The sequence below is a fragment of the Candidatus Symbiopectobacterium sp. NZEC135 genome (assembly GCF_025962695.1).
In genome coordinates this window covers 281,432-294,729 of the sequence record NZ_JAGFPF010000001.1, presented here as the reverse complement: position 1 = coordinate 294,729, position 13,298 = coordinate 281,432, and the positions used below count along the sequence as shown (strand labels likewise).

The 13,298-nt window shown below is 49.2% G+C and carries 23 protein-coding genes; 4 read left to right on the top strand and 19 right to left on the bottom strand.

The features are described 5' to 3' along the window. Positions 1 to 54: 54 nt before the first annotated feature. From J5224_RS01435 to J5224_RS01425, 3 genes are all read right to left on the bottom strand, one after another. Entirely contained in the window at positions 55 to 348 is a 294-nt protein-coding gene (locus J5224_RS01435) for a hypothetical protein (protein ID WP_264623646.1), read from the bottom strand. A 6-nt stretch (positions 349 to 354) separates the two neighbouring features. Next, positions 355 to 1,119: a Bro-N domain-containing protein gene (locus J5224_RS01430; protein WP_264623645.1), complete on the bottom strand. Its 765-nt coding sequence runs from the start codon at positions 1,117 to 1,119 to the stop codon at positions 355 to 357. A gap of 72 nt (positions 1,120 to 1,191) precedes the next feature. Beyond that, positions 1,192 to 1,353, bottom strand: a complete 162-nt coding sequence (locus tag J5224_RS01425) for an Arc family DNA-binding protein (protein WP_264623644.1) — start codon at positions 1,351 to 1,353, stop codon at positions 1,192 to 1,194. An 87-nt stretch (positions 1,354 to 1,440) separates the two neighbouring features. On the opposite strand from J5224_RS01425, the gene J5224_RS01420 reads away from it, so the two are divergent. The 3 genes from J5224_RS01420 (at position 1,441) to J5224_RS01410 (ending at position 2,978) form a co-directional block, all read left to right on the top strand. Continuing rightward, the gene (locus J5224_RS01420) at positions 1,441 to 1,692 is read left to right on the top strand and encodes an Arc family DNA-binding protein (protein WP_264623643.1); all 252 of its coding nucleotides are present in this window, start codon (positions 1,441 to 1,443) and stop codon (positions 1,690 to 1,692) included. A gap of 1 nt (position 1,693) precedes the next feature. Beyond that, entirely contained in the window at positions 1,694 to 2,188 is a 495-nt protein-coding gene (locus tag J5224_RS01415; protein WP_264623642.1) for a hypothetical protein, read from the top strand. Positions 2,189 to 2,582: 394 nt separating this feature from the next. After that, positions 2,583 to 2,978, top strand: coding sequence for a hypothetical protein (locus J5224_RS01410; RefSeq protein WP_264623641.1), 396 nt, complete (start codon positions 2,583 to 2,585; stop codon positions 2,976 to 2,978). Between the two features lie 7 nt (positions 2,979 to 2,985). On the opposite strand, the gene J5224_RS01405 is transcribed toward J5224_RS01410, so the two are convergent. Beyond that, positions 2,986 to 3,456, bottom strand: a complete 471-nt coding sequence (locus J5224_RS01405; RefSeq protein WP_264623640.1) for a DUF1833 domain-containing protein — start codon at positions 3,454 to 3,456, stop codon at positions 2,986 to 2,988. Continuing rightward, positions 3,456 to 3,929 carry a hypothetical protein gene (locus tag J5224_RS01400; RefSeq protein WP_264623639.1) on the bottom strand — a complete coding sequence of 158 codons (474 nt, stop codon included), beginning with the start codon at positions 3,927 to 3,929 and terminating at the stop codon, positions 3,456 to 3,458. The genes J5224_RS01405 and J5224_RS01400 overlap by 1 nt, the downstream gene beginning before the upstream one ends. Positions 3,930 to 4,075: 146 nt before the next feature. On the opposite strand from J5224_RS01400, the gene J5224_RS01395 reads away from it, so the two are divergent. Next, entirely contained in the window at positions 4,076 to 4,234 is a 159-nt protein-coding gene (locus J5224_RS01395; protein ID WP_264623638.1) for an ATP-NAD kinase, read from the top strand. Between the two features lie 22 nt (positions 4,235 to 4,256). On the opposite strand, the gene J5224_RS01390 is transcribed toward J5224_RS01395, so the two are convergent. The 14 genes from J5224_RS01390 to J5224_RS01325 form a co-directional block, all read right to left on the bottom strand. After that, positions 4,257 to 4,421 carry a hypothetical protein gene (locus J5224_RS01390; protein WP_264623637.1) on the bottom strand — a complete coding sequence of 55 codons (165 nt, stop codon included), beginning with the start codon at positions 4,419 to 4,421 and terminating at the stop codon, positions 4,257 to 4,259. 43 nt (positions 4,422 to 4,464) lie between these two features. Continuing rightward, entirely contained in the window at positions 4,465 to 8,178 is a 3,714-nt protein-coding gene (locus tag J5224_RS01385) for a tape measure protein (RefSeq protein ID WP_264623636.1), read from the bottom strand. 60 nt (positions 8,179 to 8,238) lie between these two features. Next, a complete protein-coding gene (locus J5224_RS01380) occupies positions 8,239 to 8,646 on the bottom strand; it encodes a hypothetical protein (RefSeq protein WP_264623635.1) in 408 nt (135 codons plus the stop codon). 246 nt (positions 8,647 to 8,892) lie between these two features. Then, positions 8,893 to 9,573 (bottom strand): DUF6246 family protein, encoded by a 681-nt coding sequence (locus tag J5224_RS01375; protein WP_264623634.1) that lies wholly within the window; start codon positions 9,571 to 9,573, stop codon positions 8,893 to 8,895. A 44-nt stretch (positions 9,574 to 9,617) separates the two neighbouring features. Further along, positions 9,618 to 9,890: a hypothetical protein gene (locus J5224_RS01370; RefSeq protein ID WP_264623633.1), complete on the bottom strand. Its 273-nt coding sequence runs from the start codon at positions 9,888 to 9,890 to the stop codon at positions 9,618 to 9,620. 86 nt (positions 9,891 to 9,976) lie between these two features. Next, on the bottom strand, positions 9,977 to 10,720 hold the full coding sequence (locus J5224_RS01365; RefSeq protein WP_127087956.1) for an Ig-like domain-containing protein: 744 nt from the start codon (positions 10,718 to 10,720) through the stop codon (positions 9,977 to 9,979). Between the two features lie 56 nt (positions 10,721 to 10,776). Beyond that, entirely contained in the window at positions 10,777 to 11,151 is a 375-nt protein-coding gene (locus J5224_RS01360; protein WP_264623632.1) for a hypothetical protein, read from the bottom strand. Then, positions 11,148 to 11,519: an HK97 gp10 family phage protein gene (locus tag J5224_RS01355; RefSeq protein ID WP_264623631.1), complete on the bottom strand. Its 372-nt coding sequence runs from the start codon at positions 11,517 to 11,519 to the stop codon at positions 11,148 to 11,150. Before J5224_RS01355 ends, J5224_RS01360 begins: the two co-directional genes overlap by 4 nt. Before the next feature lies 1 nt (position 11,520). Then, positions 11,521 to 11,862 carry a hypothetical protein gene (locus tag J5224_RS01350; RefSeq protein ID WP_264623630.1) on the bottom strand — a complete coding sequence of 114 codons (342 nt, stop codon included), beginning with the start codon at positions 11,860 to 11,862 and terminating at the stop codon, positions 11,521 to 11,523. Then, positions 11,863 to 12,090 (bottom strand): hypothetical protein, encoded by a 228-nt coding sequence (locus J5224_RS01345; RefSeq protein ID WP_264623629.1) that lies wholly within the window; start codon positions 12,088 to 12,090, stop codon positions 11,863 to 11,865. It abuts the gene before it with no gap. Next, entirely contained in the window at positions 12,090 to 12,263 is a 174-nt protein-coding gene (locus J5224_RS01340) for a hypothetical protein (protein WP_264623684.1), read from the bottom strand. The genes J5224_RS01345 and J5224_RS01340 overlap by 1 nt, the downstream gene beginning before the upstream one ends. Beyond that, positions 12,260 to 12,535, bottom strand: coding sequence for a hypothetical protein (locus J5224_RS01335; protein ID WP_264623628.1), 276 nt, complete (start codon positions 12,533 to 12,535; stop codon positions 12,260 to 12,262). Before J5224_RS01335 ends, J5224_RS01340 begins: the two co-directional genes overlap by 4 nt. Continuing rightward, the gene (locus J5224_RS01330; RefSeq protein WP_264623627.1) at positions 12,535 to 12,933 is read right to left on the bottom strand and encodes a hypothetical protein; all 399 of its coding nucleotides are present in this window, start codon (positions 12,931 to 12,933) and stop codon (positions 12,535 to 12,537) included. Before J5224_RS01330 ends, J5224_RS01335 begins: the two co-directional genes overlap by 1 nt. Before the next feature lie 66 nt (positions 12,934 to 12,999). Further along, positions 13,000 to 13,293 carry a hypothetical protein gene (locus J5224_RS01325; protein ID WP_264623626.1) on the bottom strand — a complete coding sequence of 98 codons (294 nt, stop codon included), beginning with the start codon at positions 13,291 to 13,293 and terminating at the stop codon, positions 13,000 to 13,002. Positions 13,294 to 13,298 lie beyond the last annotated feature (5 nt).

Below are 13,298 nucleotides of genomic sequence, written 5' to 3'. Positions count from 1 at the left end.
GCAATAAAAAACCCGCCGAAGCGGGTTAGATGGGTTGGTTAGTTCTTAAGGCGGTTAACTCGTTTTAGAAACAAAGTCGTAATAATATTCTTCCCCGCCTTTATTTAGGGTGCATGTTGACATGTCCTCAGCGAAGCTAACGAGCCTTGGGTCAATGTCGTCAAAACTGAAAGGCAGCACATCTTTGTGAACCAATGCCATTGCTGATAGGTTATCTAGAGCCTTGATAACTGGAAGCTCATTAAACATTCCCAGCGATTCAGACAGAGATCCAACAACCTGATATGTCTCCGCCAGTATTAATTCAAGCTCGGCGATACGAGCTAACAGCAGTTGATTATCCATCATTTGCCTTTAGTGCTTAGTGGTGAGTGTTTCCAAGCGGAATTCGTCTATTTTCTCCAGCAGCAACAGGCCATCCTTTTCCTTACCCTCTATTTGCAACAGCTCACTGTTCATCTTGTCCACCAGCGGCTGCATGTCAGCATTACCCTTCAATACTTTTCTGATAACTTCCTTCTCAAATTCGTACATGATTTTGTTCACCGCCGTGGTGATTCTCAGGATGCGCGTGCATTCTTCCTTTAATGCTGGCAAATCCTCAACTGCGAACCGTTGTGGCGAAGGTGTACCGGTTGCAGAACGCAATGAGCGCCAAACGCCGTAATTCCACGATTCGCTGAACTTCATGTTATGCGTCATCATCCAGACAAGGTTCTTGATGTTTTCCATGTCCTTGTTGCTGATTGGCTCACCCTTCTGATGCTGGTAGTTGCCTTTCTTACGGATAGAGGGAAGGACATCGTTAAACACCCAATCCTGAAACTGACGAGCTTCCGGTTTGTTGCTGCGGAAGATGACGCGGTAAAGGTTGGGTTCGTTGACGTAAACGAGTTGCTGTTTTCCGCCATTTGTAGGGGTTACATTTTTTGTAACCCCTTCCATGTCCATCTGAAATCGTGATGGGCTAGCCACTGACACAGACAGAATTTCACACACATCTTTCAGGCAAAACCACGGCTCACCGCCGATCACCTGAATGCGTACTTCATGCGATTCCTGAAAGTTGAACGCTACTGGAGTGCTGTTATTTGATGCTGAAATTGCTATACTTGACATGTCGATATTCCTTAGTCGGATTTATTCGATACCGAGGCCCTAACTGTTCGTGCAGTTGGGGCTTCAACCTTTCTACGCATTGATAAAGCCATCTCTTTTCAGGCTCTCCATTACGCGGCGGTGCATTTCTGTATTCACCGAGCGCCCACTCTCTTCCGCTACCTTGCGTATCAAATCCAAATCCTTCTGAGGCCACCGCAGGTTAAATTGCGGTAATTTTCTTGCGCCTTGCATACTACCTCCATTAAAAGGAACCACGGTGGTTCAATTGAGAATGTACTATCACCGTTATAGACTGTCAATAAAAAATACGGTGATAAAATGTCCAGAGAAGATCCGCAGTTTAAACTAAGGCTTCCTCCTGACCTGAAAGCCAAAGTAACTCAGAGGGCAAAGATGAACGGACGCTCTCTTAATGCTGAGTTGGTGCAGATTGTTCAGGATGCCGTAGTCAAACCTTCTGCCATATCGGGCTACCGAGACGATTCAGAGCGATTGGCGGATCAGCAGGCCGAGCAGGTAAAGCAAATGGTTTTCGAGACGCTTAAGGGCATCTACAGCAAGGATAAGTGATATGGATAAGTTCGATCGCGAATTGCAAAAACACATCCTATCGGTTTGCATCTCATGCTATCCAAAATGCTCATTAAAAGAAGAATTTGATACCAACATCATGCCTAAAGACGAAGATAAGATATTGGCAAATATATCTTATCTAGCAGAACACAATCTATTAACGATTTTTCCTCAACGGACTGACGAAAGATACTATGTCCTTGATAATTTACGAGCGACAGCCTCCGGCGTAGATTTTATGCTTAATGACGGCGGATTGACGTCCATGCTGAATATCCAGACCATCCGACTTCACAGGGATACTGTTACAGCTCTTGAAGATATCATCGCTCTATCCAATATTTCGGAACCTGAGAAGGCTGGAATTGTTTCAAAACTTCGACAGCTTCCGGCAGACGCCATAACACATTTGACGAATGAGCTGGTTGTGAAAGGGGCGCTGAGCCTTCCGGCCGCACTTCCGCTAATTCAAAAATACCTATTTGGCGGTTGAACTCAACAGAGTTGGTAACCATGGAGAATCTGCCCCAGCCAATAGATTTACTGAGGAACACCCAGAAGTCAGGGCCAGGTGCTGCATGGACAAAGAAGCCATTAGGATGGAACACAGAACTATAGATAACCATTGATAATCCTTAGATAACGCCCAGCAGGAAGCCGACAAGTTCAAGGCGGCTCTGATCGAAACCTTGAAGAAGATGTATGGGAAGTAAAATCAAGATCGCTCGCGGCTGATATCGACCTTGGTCATGCCGCTAGTTGCTTCAGTTGTGTTGATATCAAAGAATGTTAGTTCTGCCCTGCCGTCTATTAGTGCGCGAAGGGCTATATGCAAAAAAATGGCAAATCCTCTTACCCGGTGAAACAAAGACTCATAGGTGATTGTTATGGAAAGACCTCCTTTAAAGTTGTTCTTGCCGTCAGATATGCTTGATGATTTCTGCAATGCTTTAAAAGATAAGGACATTAGCTTCTCCTTAGAAGAAAAACGGACACCAACCCTTGTTGTTAATCAATCCAACATTCAATCTCTAACTGAGATAGTTGTCGATGTACTTAACACTAAGGCTGCCTGGATTGGCATTGGGGCGGTTATAAGCAATTTTATATGGCGAAAATCAGGCCGTTCCATAGTTATTGAAAAAGACGGTAAGCGTTTAGAAATGAAAAACCATACAGCCGAAGAGATTGCCAAAAACCTTGAAGGCGCTCACCGTATTGTATTTGGAGATGACACTAAGCCACCAAGTGGGAGCAAAACACCTCCTGAAAACAAAAAATAAGAGAGAGCTACCCATTAACTAATCCGGGCCATTCAGCCGGATCGTAAAGCCACGCGATGTTCTTGTTTAACGGATTGGTCATCGACAACGATACGTTCACATCACTGCCATCCATCGAGCAATCGGCGATATACAGCGTCCATGACTTCAACTCTGTTGCGATATCGGCAGAGTAGAACAGACGGTAGGTGCAGGTTATCGGCTTTATGCGGCCAGTGCCTTTCCATGCTTTCAACTGCTGCTTGAAATCCTGCGCAAGTCGGCTGAATTTAAGCGTAGAGTCGATAACCGGCGTTCCGCTCTGCTGGCTCTCGGTCAGTTCGAACCGGCACGGCTGGTACTCTTCTCCGCCAAGCGTTTTAGCGAATATCTGGTTGTTGACGAGCCTGATAGGGCCGAATGATGGGTGACTAAACTCTATCGTTTCGTAGATTATCCGGTTGGGCCGCTGCGCCCTAATTTCTCGCAATGTCGGCATTATGGCCTCGGTAATGTCTGTGTGACGATGATGTCCAGCCAGCTACCCCACGGTGCCGGTAGCTCCACAATGATGTCGTCAAACTCATCATCTGAGTTATTCACTTTCCGGCACACGACATTGCCCGTCCATGTGAAAACATTGCCGCTCTGGTTCCACTGTGGATAGTCGATAAAGTGCAACTCCTGCACCTCAACCCCGGTATCGCCGCCACCGGTAGACATTGGCATGCTGAACCAGTTAACGCAGTTATCGAGATACTTTGCGCTCTTTAGCCACTGAGTGAACGCCCGGTGCTGGTCGCGGTTGAGTATCCACGTCAGCGCCATCGTATCTTTCAGGTCGTCGGTAAGCTTCTGGAATATCGGAGCGCCTACCTGCGGGTTGTCAGTCCGAAACCCGGTATCGCGCCTCCAGTTTTTATTGGACTTCTGCGCCAGCGGCAGCCAGTCCGGGTATGCAATGATTGCCATTGGCTCTCCGGGTGATTCTTATCTGATCAAATATCAGGATGTACGCATTCATTGCTGCGTTATAACTTGAAAGTAAAAACTCTCTTTGCAGCACCGTAGGGAACAGAATCCGCTCATTAGGGCGTTCACACAGCAAAGGAGAAGTTATGTCTGATAAAATAGTACCGTCAAAGCAAGCTGAAACAGCAGCTTACGAATTACTCATTGAGTTAGTTCGCGCCCAGCGAGTTCCTGTATACCAATCCAATATCGATGGCTTACTGAAAATTTACGACCAAGCTCGGAAACACTTCGAAAAATCATAGATAAACGTTTAAGTAATCTTGCTTATTTAAACATTTCACTAAAAGCCTCGCGGATGGCCTCAGCAGCCTTTACTGCTTTTTCCGTCCGCTGCTCATCGGCTACTAAGTCGATTTGATTCCTGATAACATCACCGAGCAATTTTGCCATTTCAACCTGAACTGATTCATGCAATTCGTTGACCTTCATATAGACCTCTTTAGATAGTAAAAAGCCACCCGTAGGTGGCTGGTTAAGCTAGCGCCCGTCGCGGGGCGTTGTGATAAGTGGCTATTGCCTGCCCTATCTGGCCTCCGTTAGCGATGTCGTAAACAATCGTCTGAATAGACACGGTATTACCATTCTGCGTAACCTGAGTGTCTACGCCGGAATTCGTGTAATTCTGAATGTTGTTGTTAACGACTATCTGCCCGCCGCCCTGCATGTCCTTGTTGCTGATAACAGAGCCATTGTCACCCGGTATCATGTACTGCTTGCCGTTGCTGGCCTGGTAGATTTCAGGCATGCCACCCTCGCCTACTTGGTACAGTCCGCCAGCGGAGACAGGGCCGCCGTTCTTGCGTTTACCTAGCAGATTAGCGCCAATCACACCAGCAACCGCCCCTAATCCGATTGCGGCAGCTGTACCCATTGAGGCAATAGACGACAGGATTGCCGCTGGAGTCCATGCCGCCGCCGTGGTTCCCGCCGCTGCAACGCTGGCCGTTGTTTGCGCTGCGAGCGCCCCAGTTTGCACCGCCGCCACAGTTCCCACTGCCGCTGTTTGCGCTGCCGCGCCTGCTGCTGCCCCCGCCGTTGTTGCAGCAGTTCCCATAACAGCAGATTTAACCCACTCCACACCCATCTGAACGAAAGTGTTGATAAGGCTATTCAACACGGTGTTACCAATGGAGCGGAGTGCATCACTCGCAGACATGCTCCCAGTTATGAGGCCGGTTAGTGCATTACTGGCATTACCAGCAAAAGCATCAAACGACGCGGCCAGTGCTTCATTTGCTGTGCTCTGGTTGCGCCAGATTTCCCATTGAGCGGCGATCCGCTGCTGCTCATATTGAGTATTAGCAGAATTTCGTAACGCCAGAGCCTGCTGCTCTGTGATGGTTTTCTGCTGTTCAAACTGCTGAATGAGTGCTAACTTCCGGGCATTCTCGTTTGCCAGAGCCTGAACCGGGTCAACTAATGCCGCTGATTGCTGGGTTGGCGTTACTGCCGCATCTGCGCGTATTTTTGCGAGGTTGGCCTGATGGTTTACCTCCAATTGCTCGGATTGCTGGTTGAACTGCTCCTGCGTAATCTTTTTGGCTTTAAGTGCGGCACTCAGTGATTGCAGGTCGTTTTGATACGACTGATTTTCACTTTGCTCAGGCACCAAAGATAAGCCCCTGATTGCTGCCGCTGCGTCGATTGCCGCAGCCTTATACTCCCTAGCTTTCTTTCTCTGTTCATCGGTGGCCGCAGCACCAAGAGACTGCTCGGCACGTAGCAACTGTTGCTCTCTTGTCATTCCTTGGGTGGAGCTTGCCGCGAGATCTGATTCTTGCTTCAGGTTCGCAAGCTTCTGTGCAATGGATTCGGCCTGCGTTTCCGCCTTTTTACTTTCAGCATTGTTTTTCTTCAATGCTTCGGTGTTGCTTTCCGTTGCTGCGTATTTATCCTGCAAAACAGCGATGGCTTTGGGGTCGGTGATACCAGCATCTTCGGCATCATATTGCGCTTGCAGCCTAGCCCTTGCGACACCTTCCTCCTTACTGAGTGCGAGCCGTCTTTCCGCTTGTTTAATCAGCTTCTCGCCAGCCTCCCCGCCCCAATTTATTTTCAGACTCTCGGCGTTGAAGCTTTTCAGTGCTTCAGTTGACGCCCCCAATTTCTGAGCGAGAAATGCCTGAGATCCGCCTAGCAATGAGGTTTTCTTTTCAAGTTCAGCTACCGCTAGTGCGTTATCACGGGCCGCCTTCATCTGGTCAAGAATGCCCTGATTAACGCGAATATTTATCTGGTGAAGCGCGTCTTTGGATTTCTTGAGGGTTGACTCTTTTTCGTAAAGGTCACGGTTGGCTTTCGATAACTGATTGGATAGGTCAGCGGCTATTTTTAAATGTCCATTTGACTCAATGTCAGCGTTCCCCATTTGCTTGGCTAACGTGATCCGGTCATTGTAATCCTTGTTTAGGTTTGAAATTTCACCTTTCAGTTTGGCTATTGCCGCCTCTTGATTGGTGATTGACTCAACTGTGTCAGCACGAACACCTTGAGCTTGTACCAGATTCATTTCCTTTAACTTGCTGATCACATCTGGCAATGTGTTGGCAAATTCAATGCTGGCCTGACGTGCTTGCGCTTGCTTCTGTGCATACAAATACCAACCGGCAGCTACTATCGCCACTACGCCGACCGTGCCGCCCAAAGGCATTAATGCCGTGTTTATCACCCTCAATGCGTTACCAACGGAAATTGACGTTGCCGCCAGTCTTGCCTGAGATGCCGCCAGTGCGTTGTTTGCAACCACAGCCGCACCAGTGGCGTTAGTGGCAGCAATACGAGCCGCTGATACTTTTGCTTCTGCTGCCGTTATTGCTGTTGCTCTGGCGTTAACAACTACTGATTCAGCCCTCGCGACTTGTTGTGTTAACGCTACTTCCGCCTGACGAAGTTGGGCCATGCGCGTTGCTGTGGCGATCCTGCCTTGCTCAGTGATCTGTGCTTTGGCACGCTGAACCTCAAGTGCCTTTTCAGCCTGAATTTGCTGCAAGTTGACTTTGATGCTAGTTAACTCAGCTTCTGCCTTTGCGATAGTCGCATTGGTAGATATCGTAGTAGCCTTCATTACATTAAGTTCAGCCTGCGCGGCGCTCAATGCTGACATCGCCGCTGATTTATCAGCTGCCGCCTTTCTGGCCGCTGCATTAGCTGCTGATTCATCTGCAACAGCGGCGGCTCTTGTAGCCACCATGCCGGAAATGGTTTCCTTGGTTCTTGCCGCCTGCGCCACGGTAACAGACACTAACGCGCCGACTAAGCGGCTAGACATAACAGCAGCCAAAGCGGTGGCTGAGATGGTGACAGCATCGATAAACTTCGGCATGTTCTGCGTGTCGCCGCTAAAATTAAGCAGCGCATCAGCGGTAGAGATAATCCCGTTAGTGAATGACTGTAACGCCCCCGTCCCTTTTTCAGCCTCCACCAGAATGGCAGTTATCGCCGTTTTCATACGCACGCTGGCGTCGGTGAGGTTGTTCGCCATGCCAGCAGCAGCTTTTGAGTTAGCATCTAGCGACTGACGAAGTCCTTCGGAAAGTTGCTGGGCCGTGATCTTCCCTGCTGAACCCATCGCTCGAATTTGCGCGGAAGTTTTTCCACTGGCTGCCGCGATATCGTCAATCACTGACGGGATAGCAGCAATAATAGATTCCCACGAATCAGCCTCAACTTTCCCTTTATTCATCGATTTGGAGAAGGCGCTGATCGCGTTGTTCGCCCGGTCTGCACTGGTCGCGTTCTTCACGAATGCATAGGACATCGAGTCCTGAATATCGATAGCCTGATCCGTGGTGTAATTCATACTGCGCAGGCTGGCGGCAGTAGTGATGTAAAGTTCCTGAGCTTCAGCCAATGAGCGGTAAGTCCCGTTGGCGGTTTTCAGTAGGCGTTGCTGAACGTGCTCGAACTCAGCCTGGCTTGATGTCGCCATTTGCACACGGTCTGACATCTCTTGGTACTTTTGAACCATGTCAGCCAGTCCACGCAAGGCAGCGGCAGCCATAACGAGCTTGATGGCAGATGCCAGCTTATTCATGCCGGATTCAAGGTTGGTTGCCGACTTGGCGCTTTTGTTAAAACCAGATTCCATCTGGTCGAGGTTGCGATTTACCTCTCTTTGTGACGAGAGCAGGCGCCCGGTTTCCATATCTACCTGATAGACGATTTGTCCAACAACTTCCTCAGCCATGATTGCTCTCCGGGCAATAAAAAACCCCGCCAAGGCGAGGTTTTATAAATAATTATATCTTTAATTAACAGGCTTTACCCTGCCAAACATATCGTTTGCTGTGGTGTCATACATCACTCCACCAGAAAATATAAATACGTGCCTCTGATTCCCGGTGTATCCGCCATAGCTGTTTTTTGCATTGACTAACACAGGCGCAACATGACCATACATAACCTTACCGCCTGATGGTGCCCATGCCCCATCCTGCGAATATCCTTTAAAGGTAGGTAAAAAGGTGTATTGCGCAGAGTATGGATCTTTCAATGTTGCGCTGAAATGGCTCTTTATCTGATCTTGGTAATTACTTGGTAGTTCACCATAACTAGCCGCCGCTATTTGTGTTTGCGTTGGAGGCTGTTGGGTGGCACATCCAGACAGAAAAACGGAAGCACTTAACACGCTAATAATTGCTAATTTATTCATCATCCCTATCCCCATTGGTAACATTTGCACACATCGTAGATCGAAGTCTGAGCAATGGGAAGCAAGGATGGAGTGATGCTATCATCTTCGACTTGAGCGGGAGGTTGCACGCAAAATCTATTTAATAGCTCACTGGCATTAAAGTGAACATCATCACAATAATCACGAGCGCAGTATAACTCTTCTCTTGGGATGGGGTTTTCATTCAAATATTTCATTCGAAAATCCTGACTTCACGTAAACACTCAACTATGCCGCTTTCTTGGCTTTCTCTGCGGCTATACGGGCCTCGCGGCGCTTAAAGTAATCATCCCGCACGGTGTCGTACTCTTCCCTCGTAAAGCCTTTCTGGTCGGGATATTTTGCGTTAATCATCAGTTGAAACTCGGTCATCGTTAACCGCTCCGCCTCATCCCGGCTGATAGCAAAGTGAATGCGGGCCGCGTTAATGTATTCGACGGCGCGGAACTCTTTCACGTAACTATTGGTTTCATGACGCTGTGGCTTTCGCACCTTGGCCTTGCCCATCACGCCGTGCTCTATCAGGGTGTGGGCTATCAGGATGATCTCGCCAACAGACATCCCTCCAGCGCGATATACTATGCCGCGTTTACCCGGTCGCCACTCACCCACCAGCGCTGTGATATCGTCATCACAGCACGCCGCCATAACATGCATTGCCACTGACAGGATTTTTCGTCCATACACTGGCTTTCTCAGCGTCTTGACGAGCCATTCCGGTATCTTCCCGTAAGCATCCTGCGCCATAGATACCACCTGAGCGACTTCGTAGCCGTTTAGTGTGGCGTAGGCTTCTACAATCTCGGCAGGGCTTCCAATGCGCGTCATGGCAGCGAATGAAGGGCGGAAAAAGTAATCGTTTTTCGTGTCGGAGATGAGAATTTCCCCGATCTCAGTAATTGGCGTCATGCGCCCCCCCCCAATAAAAAAGGCCGCCTAAGCGACCTTGCCTGCTATTCTATTTCAATGTAATCGAGTGGCTCTGGTAATGAATCCAGGCTTTCGCCATCAATGTAAGATGGTGTCGCTGCTGTTATTGATGGTTCACCATGCCCCGGCGATGACATGGAGTTATTCATAATAACCAAAATGCTCTTTCCTGCGATGTGACCTTTAAAGTTAGTAGTAATATCAACTACATCTCCAGAGTCATTTACCCACTCACCTAAAGGCCAGTACACGCTGCGCCATTTTACTTTCATGCCTGATTTTGGGGTTACATTCATGGAGTAAACCTCTTTACTAGTTATTCCTGCCGCTAGAATTTACCATACCCATTATCAAGAGCGACAATCGCCGCTCTTTGTAATGATTACGCAGACACACCAACATCAACAACCTTGACGAAATCGCCGTCCTCAGTGCGCACAATCACGTTAGCCGTACCGACCGCAACAGGTGTCACGGTAACGATATTGCCCGTCTTGGCAACCGTAGCCACGCCAGTGTTATCAGAAACCACCGTGTAGTTTTTATTGGTTGCACCAGCGGGGGCGAAGGTGATCGTAAAGGTTTCCGGCGTACCCATTTCGATAGCCAGGGAGGTAGGCGCTACAGTGATGCCAGTGACAGGGACATCGTTAATCAGCGTCACCGCCACAGTGTTGCCGTCATACACCTTAAACTCAGTAGAGAAGGTTACAATGTCGTTAGTCCCTCCATCCGTACTGAGCGCGGTAGCAACCATGTAGCCGACAAACTCAATCGGGCCGAGTTGCACACGTACCCACAGAGTAGGCTGCCGCTTGGCGTTCATTTCGTCGGTGAAATACTTCACGAACTTGCCGAAACCAAATTGGTCAAGTGCGTCGTTTTTACGCACCTCACCTTCAAACGAGATTGTGGCGTCGGCATTGGTGATCGCGTTATCCACCCATGCACCTTTGTCGTCAGCGTCAGAGGTCACGGTGTTCGGCGAGAAATCGATGGTTTTCGATGTTCCAGCCGCTAATGCTTGCCAGTCCACTTCCGTTGGCACGGTGTCAGCACACCCCAGCGCAACTTCGAGAACGACGTTTTTACCGACCAGCAGGCCGGAATCGTTACATCCTTCCATTGTATAGCCTCTTATGGAATTGAAATAAAAAACGGCCCGAAGGCCGCCAGGGGGAATTACGAGATAATTTCGAATCGGAGCCGGATAACAGTCCGGCCTTCTTCGGTTGGGATTGGTGTGGGAAAGCCGCCTGCATTGGCGATGAAGTTCAGCACATCGTCATCGGCGTTGTTGGTAACGTAATCCATGATGGCCTGCGCGGTAGCAATTGCTGGCTCAGGGTCATTCTTGGCGCTGATAATGTTCACCAGCACGTAATCGTAGGCACCAAGGCACCGATAACGCGGCGTACCTCCATCAGGTTGCACGACGATATATTTCATCGCGTCAGTATCCGCCTTTTGCTCGATCCACTGCACAAGTTGGATTTTGTAGCCAGCAGTCAACCCAGCGACATCCAACCAGTCAGCAACCTTTTCGAATATGGTCATAAGGCCATTTCCTTTTTCACTACCGCATCAATCTGCGAGCGAGTTTCCTCGAAACCTTCTTTCAAGAATTCCTTTTTCGCAGTAGCGCGGCGGAATGTCTGCTTGACGTTAGGGTCATGGACGTATGTTGCATAGTTAGCGGTGTAGCCAACTCGACCAGTCAAACGAGTCCCATTGACCACCAACTCGCGAAACTGGCTGTTGATGAGCGTTGAGGTGTCGATAGGCGTGTATAGCGCAGCCTGAGAGCCACCGATAATCATCGCAGACTGGAGCGCTCGCACCGCTTTGCGGCCTTGAATATCGCCTATCAGCGCGTTCAACTTATTCTGTGATTCACGGATGCCGCTTACTTTGACTTTTGCCATATCACACGCCCGTCAGAATCTCGTAATCGTCTGCTGTGCGGTAAAAGGTGTCAGCGTACCGGATGATGTGTTTTACCTCGTCAGCATCATTTGGCGGCGTCGCTGCGGTAGATTCGCCCAGCGCTATCATGTCACCGACTTTTGCAGCGGCGTATTCAGTCCAGAACGTGTTTTTGACGACGAATTCCAGACCGACATTGCTATTGCCTCGCTTGCCGTCGCCGCCATAGTCGCAATCAATAACAATGGGTTCGCCGAACGTTGACTTGCCGTAGCGGTCAGTATCGGTGAGAGGCCAGATAGTCGCCTTGGCGGTGTAGCTCCAAGCAGCCAGTGATGACATTCACGCCCCCTGCGCTTCGGTCACGCGCTCAATTTCAAACCATTCGATATTGAGCGCATTGACTTGCTGCCCATTGCCAACAGGTACAAACAACCCAACGGTATCGCCTGATTCGAGTTTCAGGTAACAGTGAACGATATAAGGAGCAACTATTGTTTTAGTGAAGCGGCGAGTCTCACCATCAACCCGATAAAAGACATCCACATTTAGCGCGGTTATTCTTTCCATCACTCTCTCCACTTAACGATGACAGGCTTCTCCGCCGCAATCTTCCGGCAGAACAAAAACCATTCGCCGTCTTTGCGGATATATGCCGTTGTCTGCTTTCCGCTATCTGTCATCACCCACACGCGCGTTAATGGCTTTGGCAAGCTGTCAGTTACTGGCGTCCAGTTCATCATTTACCGCCTACCACAGTGAACCCGGTTAGCTTTTTATCGTCGCCATAAACCGCCGCAACGCGACCGGAATTAGGTGATGCAATCGCATTAACAAAACCAACAACACCCATTGAGACAATGCCGTCACTTTGCTGTGAGCACACAAACGGAACGTCGCTTTCGGCAAATTTTTTATTGCAGATAACACGATGACCAACCAGATTTGCCGCCGCCAAGGGATCGAGCGCGTATAACTGATTAAACAGGTCTGCAATTTGCTTGGCATCAATCATTATTTATCTCCACACATGCAGCCACCGCGTGAAACCCACAATCCTCCATGCGCAGTCTGCGTTGGGTCAGGCGGAATCAAGCCAGTAGCACAGCCGTTTTTATCCAGCCCACGCAGCAGGTTTAATACCCCTTTCCATCGGTCAGAAAATGACTGATATCGGAATGACTGCGAAGCTCCTGACGGTGCAGTCTGGCTGGATATATACTTGTCACCCTGCCCCAAACCCATCAGCCCAATCAGATAGAGTTGGATAAGCAGCGCGGTTGCCGGTGTGTAGTTGGCATCCAAGCATTCCTGAATGCTGTTGGCCTGCTCGACTAAAGCATCAAGCACGAATGAAGGGAGCGACACCCCGACTGTAGCCAGATACTCTTTTGCCTGTTCTGCGGTCAGCATGCCGATCCCCTAAAAGTGAAGCCCCACCGAAATGGGGCATTAAAAAAGCCGCTCAAAATTGGCGGCTTATTCGGTTGGGAAGAGCTTTTCTAGCTCACCATCTGGCAGTAGCTCAGCAAGCTTTTCAACGCCTAGGTTGCCCTTAAACTCAATACCTAACTCTGTCAGCTTGGCTTTGATGATGGCCTTTTTATCCACCTCACCGGTTCCAGCATTTGGTGTTGCTGGCGTCAGATCTCCAGCCACTTCACCAACCAGCAGGCGCACATTAGATTCAAGCGCCGGGTGGAGCGTTGCCAACTCCACCACATCACCACGTTTAACGCCGTGCCACGGTCGAATTACCTCGTACTTATCCATGCTCG

What these genes read in the sequence shown, in the direction of transcription:
- J5224_RS01435 (WP_264623646.1), bottom strand. Translation starts at nt 348, where the DNA reads ATGATGGATAATCAACTGCTGTTAGCTCGTATCGCCGAGCTTGAATTA.
- J5224_RS01430 (WP_264623645.1), bottom strand. Translation starts at nt 1,119, where the DNA reads ATGTCAAGTATAGCAATTTCAGCATCAAATAACAGCACTCCAGTAGCG.
- J5224_RS01425 (WP_264623644.1), bottom strand. Translation starts at nt 1,353, where the DNA reads ATGCAAGGCGCAAGAAAATTACCGCAATTTAACCTGCGGTGGCCTCAG.
- J5224_RS01420 (WP_264623643.1), top strand. Translation starts at nt 1,441, where the DNA reads ATGTCCAGAGAAGATCCGCAGTTTAAACTAAGGCTTCCTCCTGACCTG.
- J5224_RS01415 (WP_264623642.1), top strand. Translation starts at nt 1,694, where the DNA reads ATGGATAAGTTCGATCGCGAATTGCAAAAACACATCCTATCGGTTTGC.
- J5224_RS01410 (WP_264623641.1), top strand. Translation starts at nt 2,583, where the DNA reads ATGGAAAGACCTCCTTTAAAGTTGTTCTTGCCGTCAGATATGCTTGAT.
- J5224_RS01405 (WP_264623640.1), bottom strand. Translation starts at nt 3,456, where the DNA reads ATGCCGACATTGCGAGAAATTAGGGCGCAGCGGCCCAACCGGATAATC.
- J5224_RS01400 (WP_264623639.1), bottom strand. Translation starts at nt 3,929, where the DNA reads ATGGCAATCATTGCATACCCGGACTGGCTGCCGCTGGCGCAGAAGTCC.
- J5224_RS01395 (WP_264623638.1), top strand. Translation starts at nt 4,076, where the DNA reads ATGTCTGATAAAATAGTACCGTCAAAGCAAGCTGAAACAGCAGCTTAC.
- J5224_RS01390 (WP_264623637.1), bottom strand. Translation starts at nt 4,421, where the DNA reads ATGAAGGTCAACGAATTGCATGAATCAGTTCAGGTTGAAATGGCAAAA.
- J5224_RS01385 (WP_264623636.1), bottom strand. Translation starts at nt 8,178, where the DNA reads ATGGCTGAGGAAGTTGTTGGACAAATCGTCTATCAGGTAGATATGGAA.
- J5224_RS01380 (WP_264623635.1), bottom strand. Translation starts at nt 8,646, where the DNA reads ATGATGAATAAATTAGCAATTATTAGCGTGTTAAGTGCTTCCGTTTTT.
- J5224_RS01375 (WP_264623634.1), bottom strand. Translation starts at nt 9,573, where the DNA reads ATGACGCCAATTACTGAGATCGGGGAAATTCTCATCTCCGACACGAAA.
- J5224_RS01370 (WP_264623633.1), bottom strand. Translation starts at nt 9,890, where the DNA reads ATGAATGTAACCCCAAAATCAGGCATGAAAGTAAAATGGCGCAGCGTG.
- J5224_RS01365 (WP_127087956.1), bottom strand. Translation starts at nt 10,720, where the DNA reads ATGGAAGGATGTAACGATTCCGGCCTGCTGGTCGGTAAAAACGTCGTT.
- J5224_RS01360 (WP_264623632.1), bottom strand. Translation starts at nt 11,151, where the DNA reads ATGACCATATTCGAAAAGGTTGCTGACTGGTTGGATGTCGCTGGGTTG.
- J5224_RS01355 (WP_264623631.1), bottom strand. Translation starts at nt 11,519, where the DNA reads ATGGCAAAAGTCAAAGTAAGCGGCATCCGTGAATCACAGAATAAGTTG.
- J5224_RS01350 (WP_264623630.1), bottom strand. Translation starts at nt 11,862, where the DNA reads ATGTCATCACTGGCTGCTTGGAGCTACACCGCCAAGGCGACTATCTGG.
- J5224_RS01345 (WP_264623629.1), bottom strand. Translation starts at nt 12,090, where the DNA reads ATGGAAAGAATAACCGCGCTAAATGTGGATGTCTTTTATCGGGTTGAT.
- J5224_RS01340 (WP_264623684.1), bottom strand. Translation starts at nt 12,263, where the DNA reads ATGATGAACTGGACGCCAGTAACTGACAGCTTGCCAAAGCCATTAACG.
- J5224_RS01335 (WP_264623628.1), bottom strand. Translation starts at nt 12,535, where the DNA reads ATGATTGATGCCAAGCAAATTGCAGACCTGTTTAATCAGTTATACGCG.
- J5224_RS01330 (WP_264623627.1), bottom strand. Translation starts at nt 12,933, where the DNA reads ATGCTGACCGCAGAACAGGCAAAAGAGTATCTGGCTACAGTCGGGGTG.
- J5224_RS01325 (WP_264623626.1), bottom strand. Translation starts at nt 13,293, where the DNA reads ATGGATAAGTACGAGGTAATTCGACCGTGGCACGGCGTTAAACGTGGT.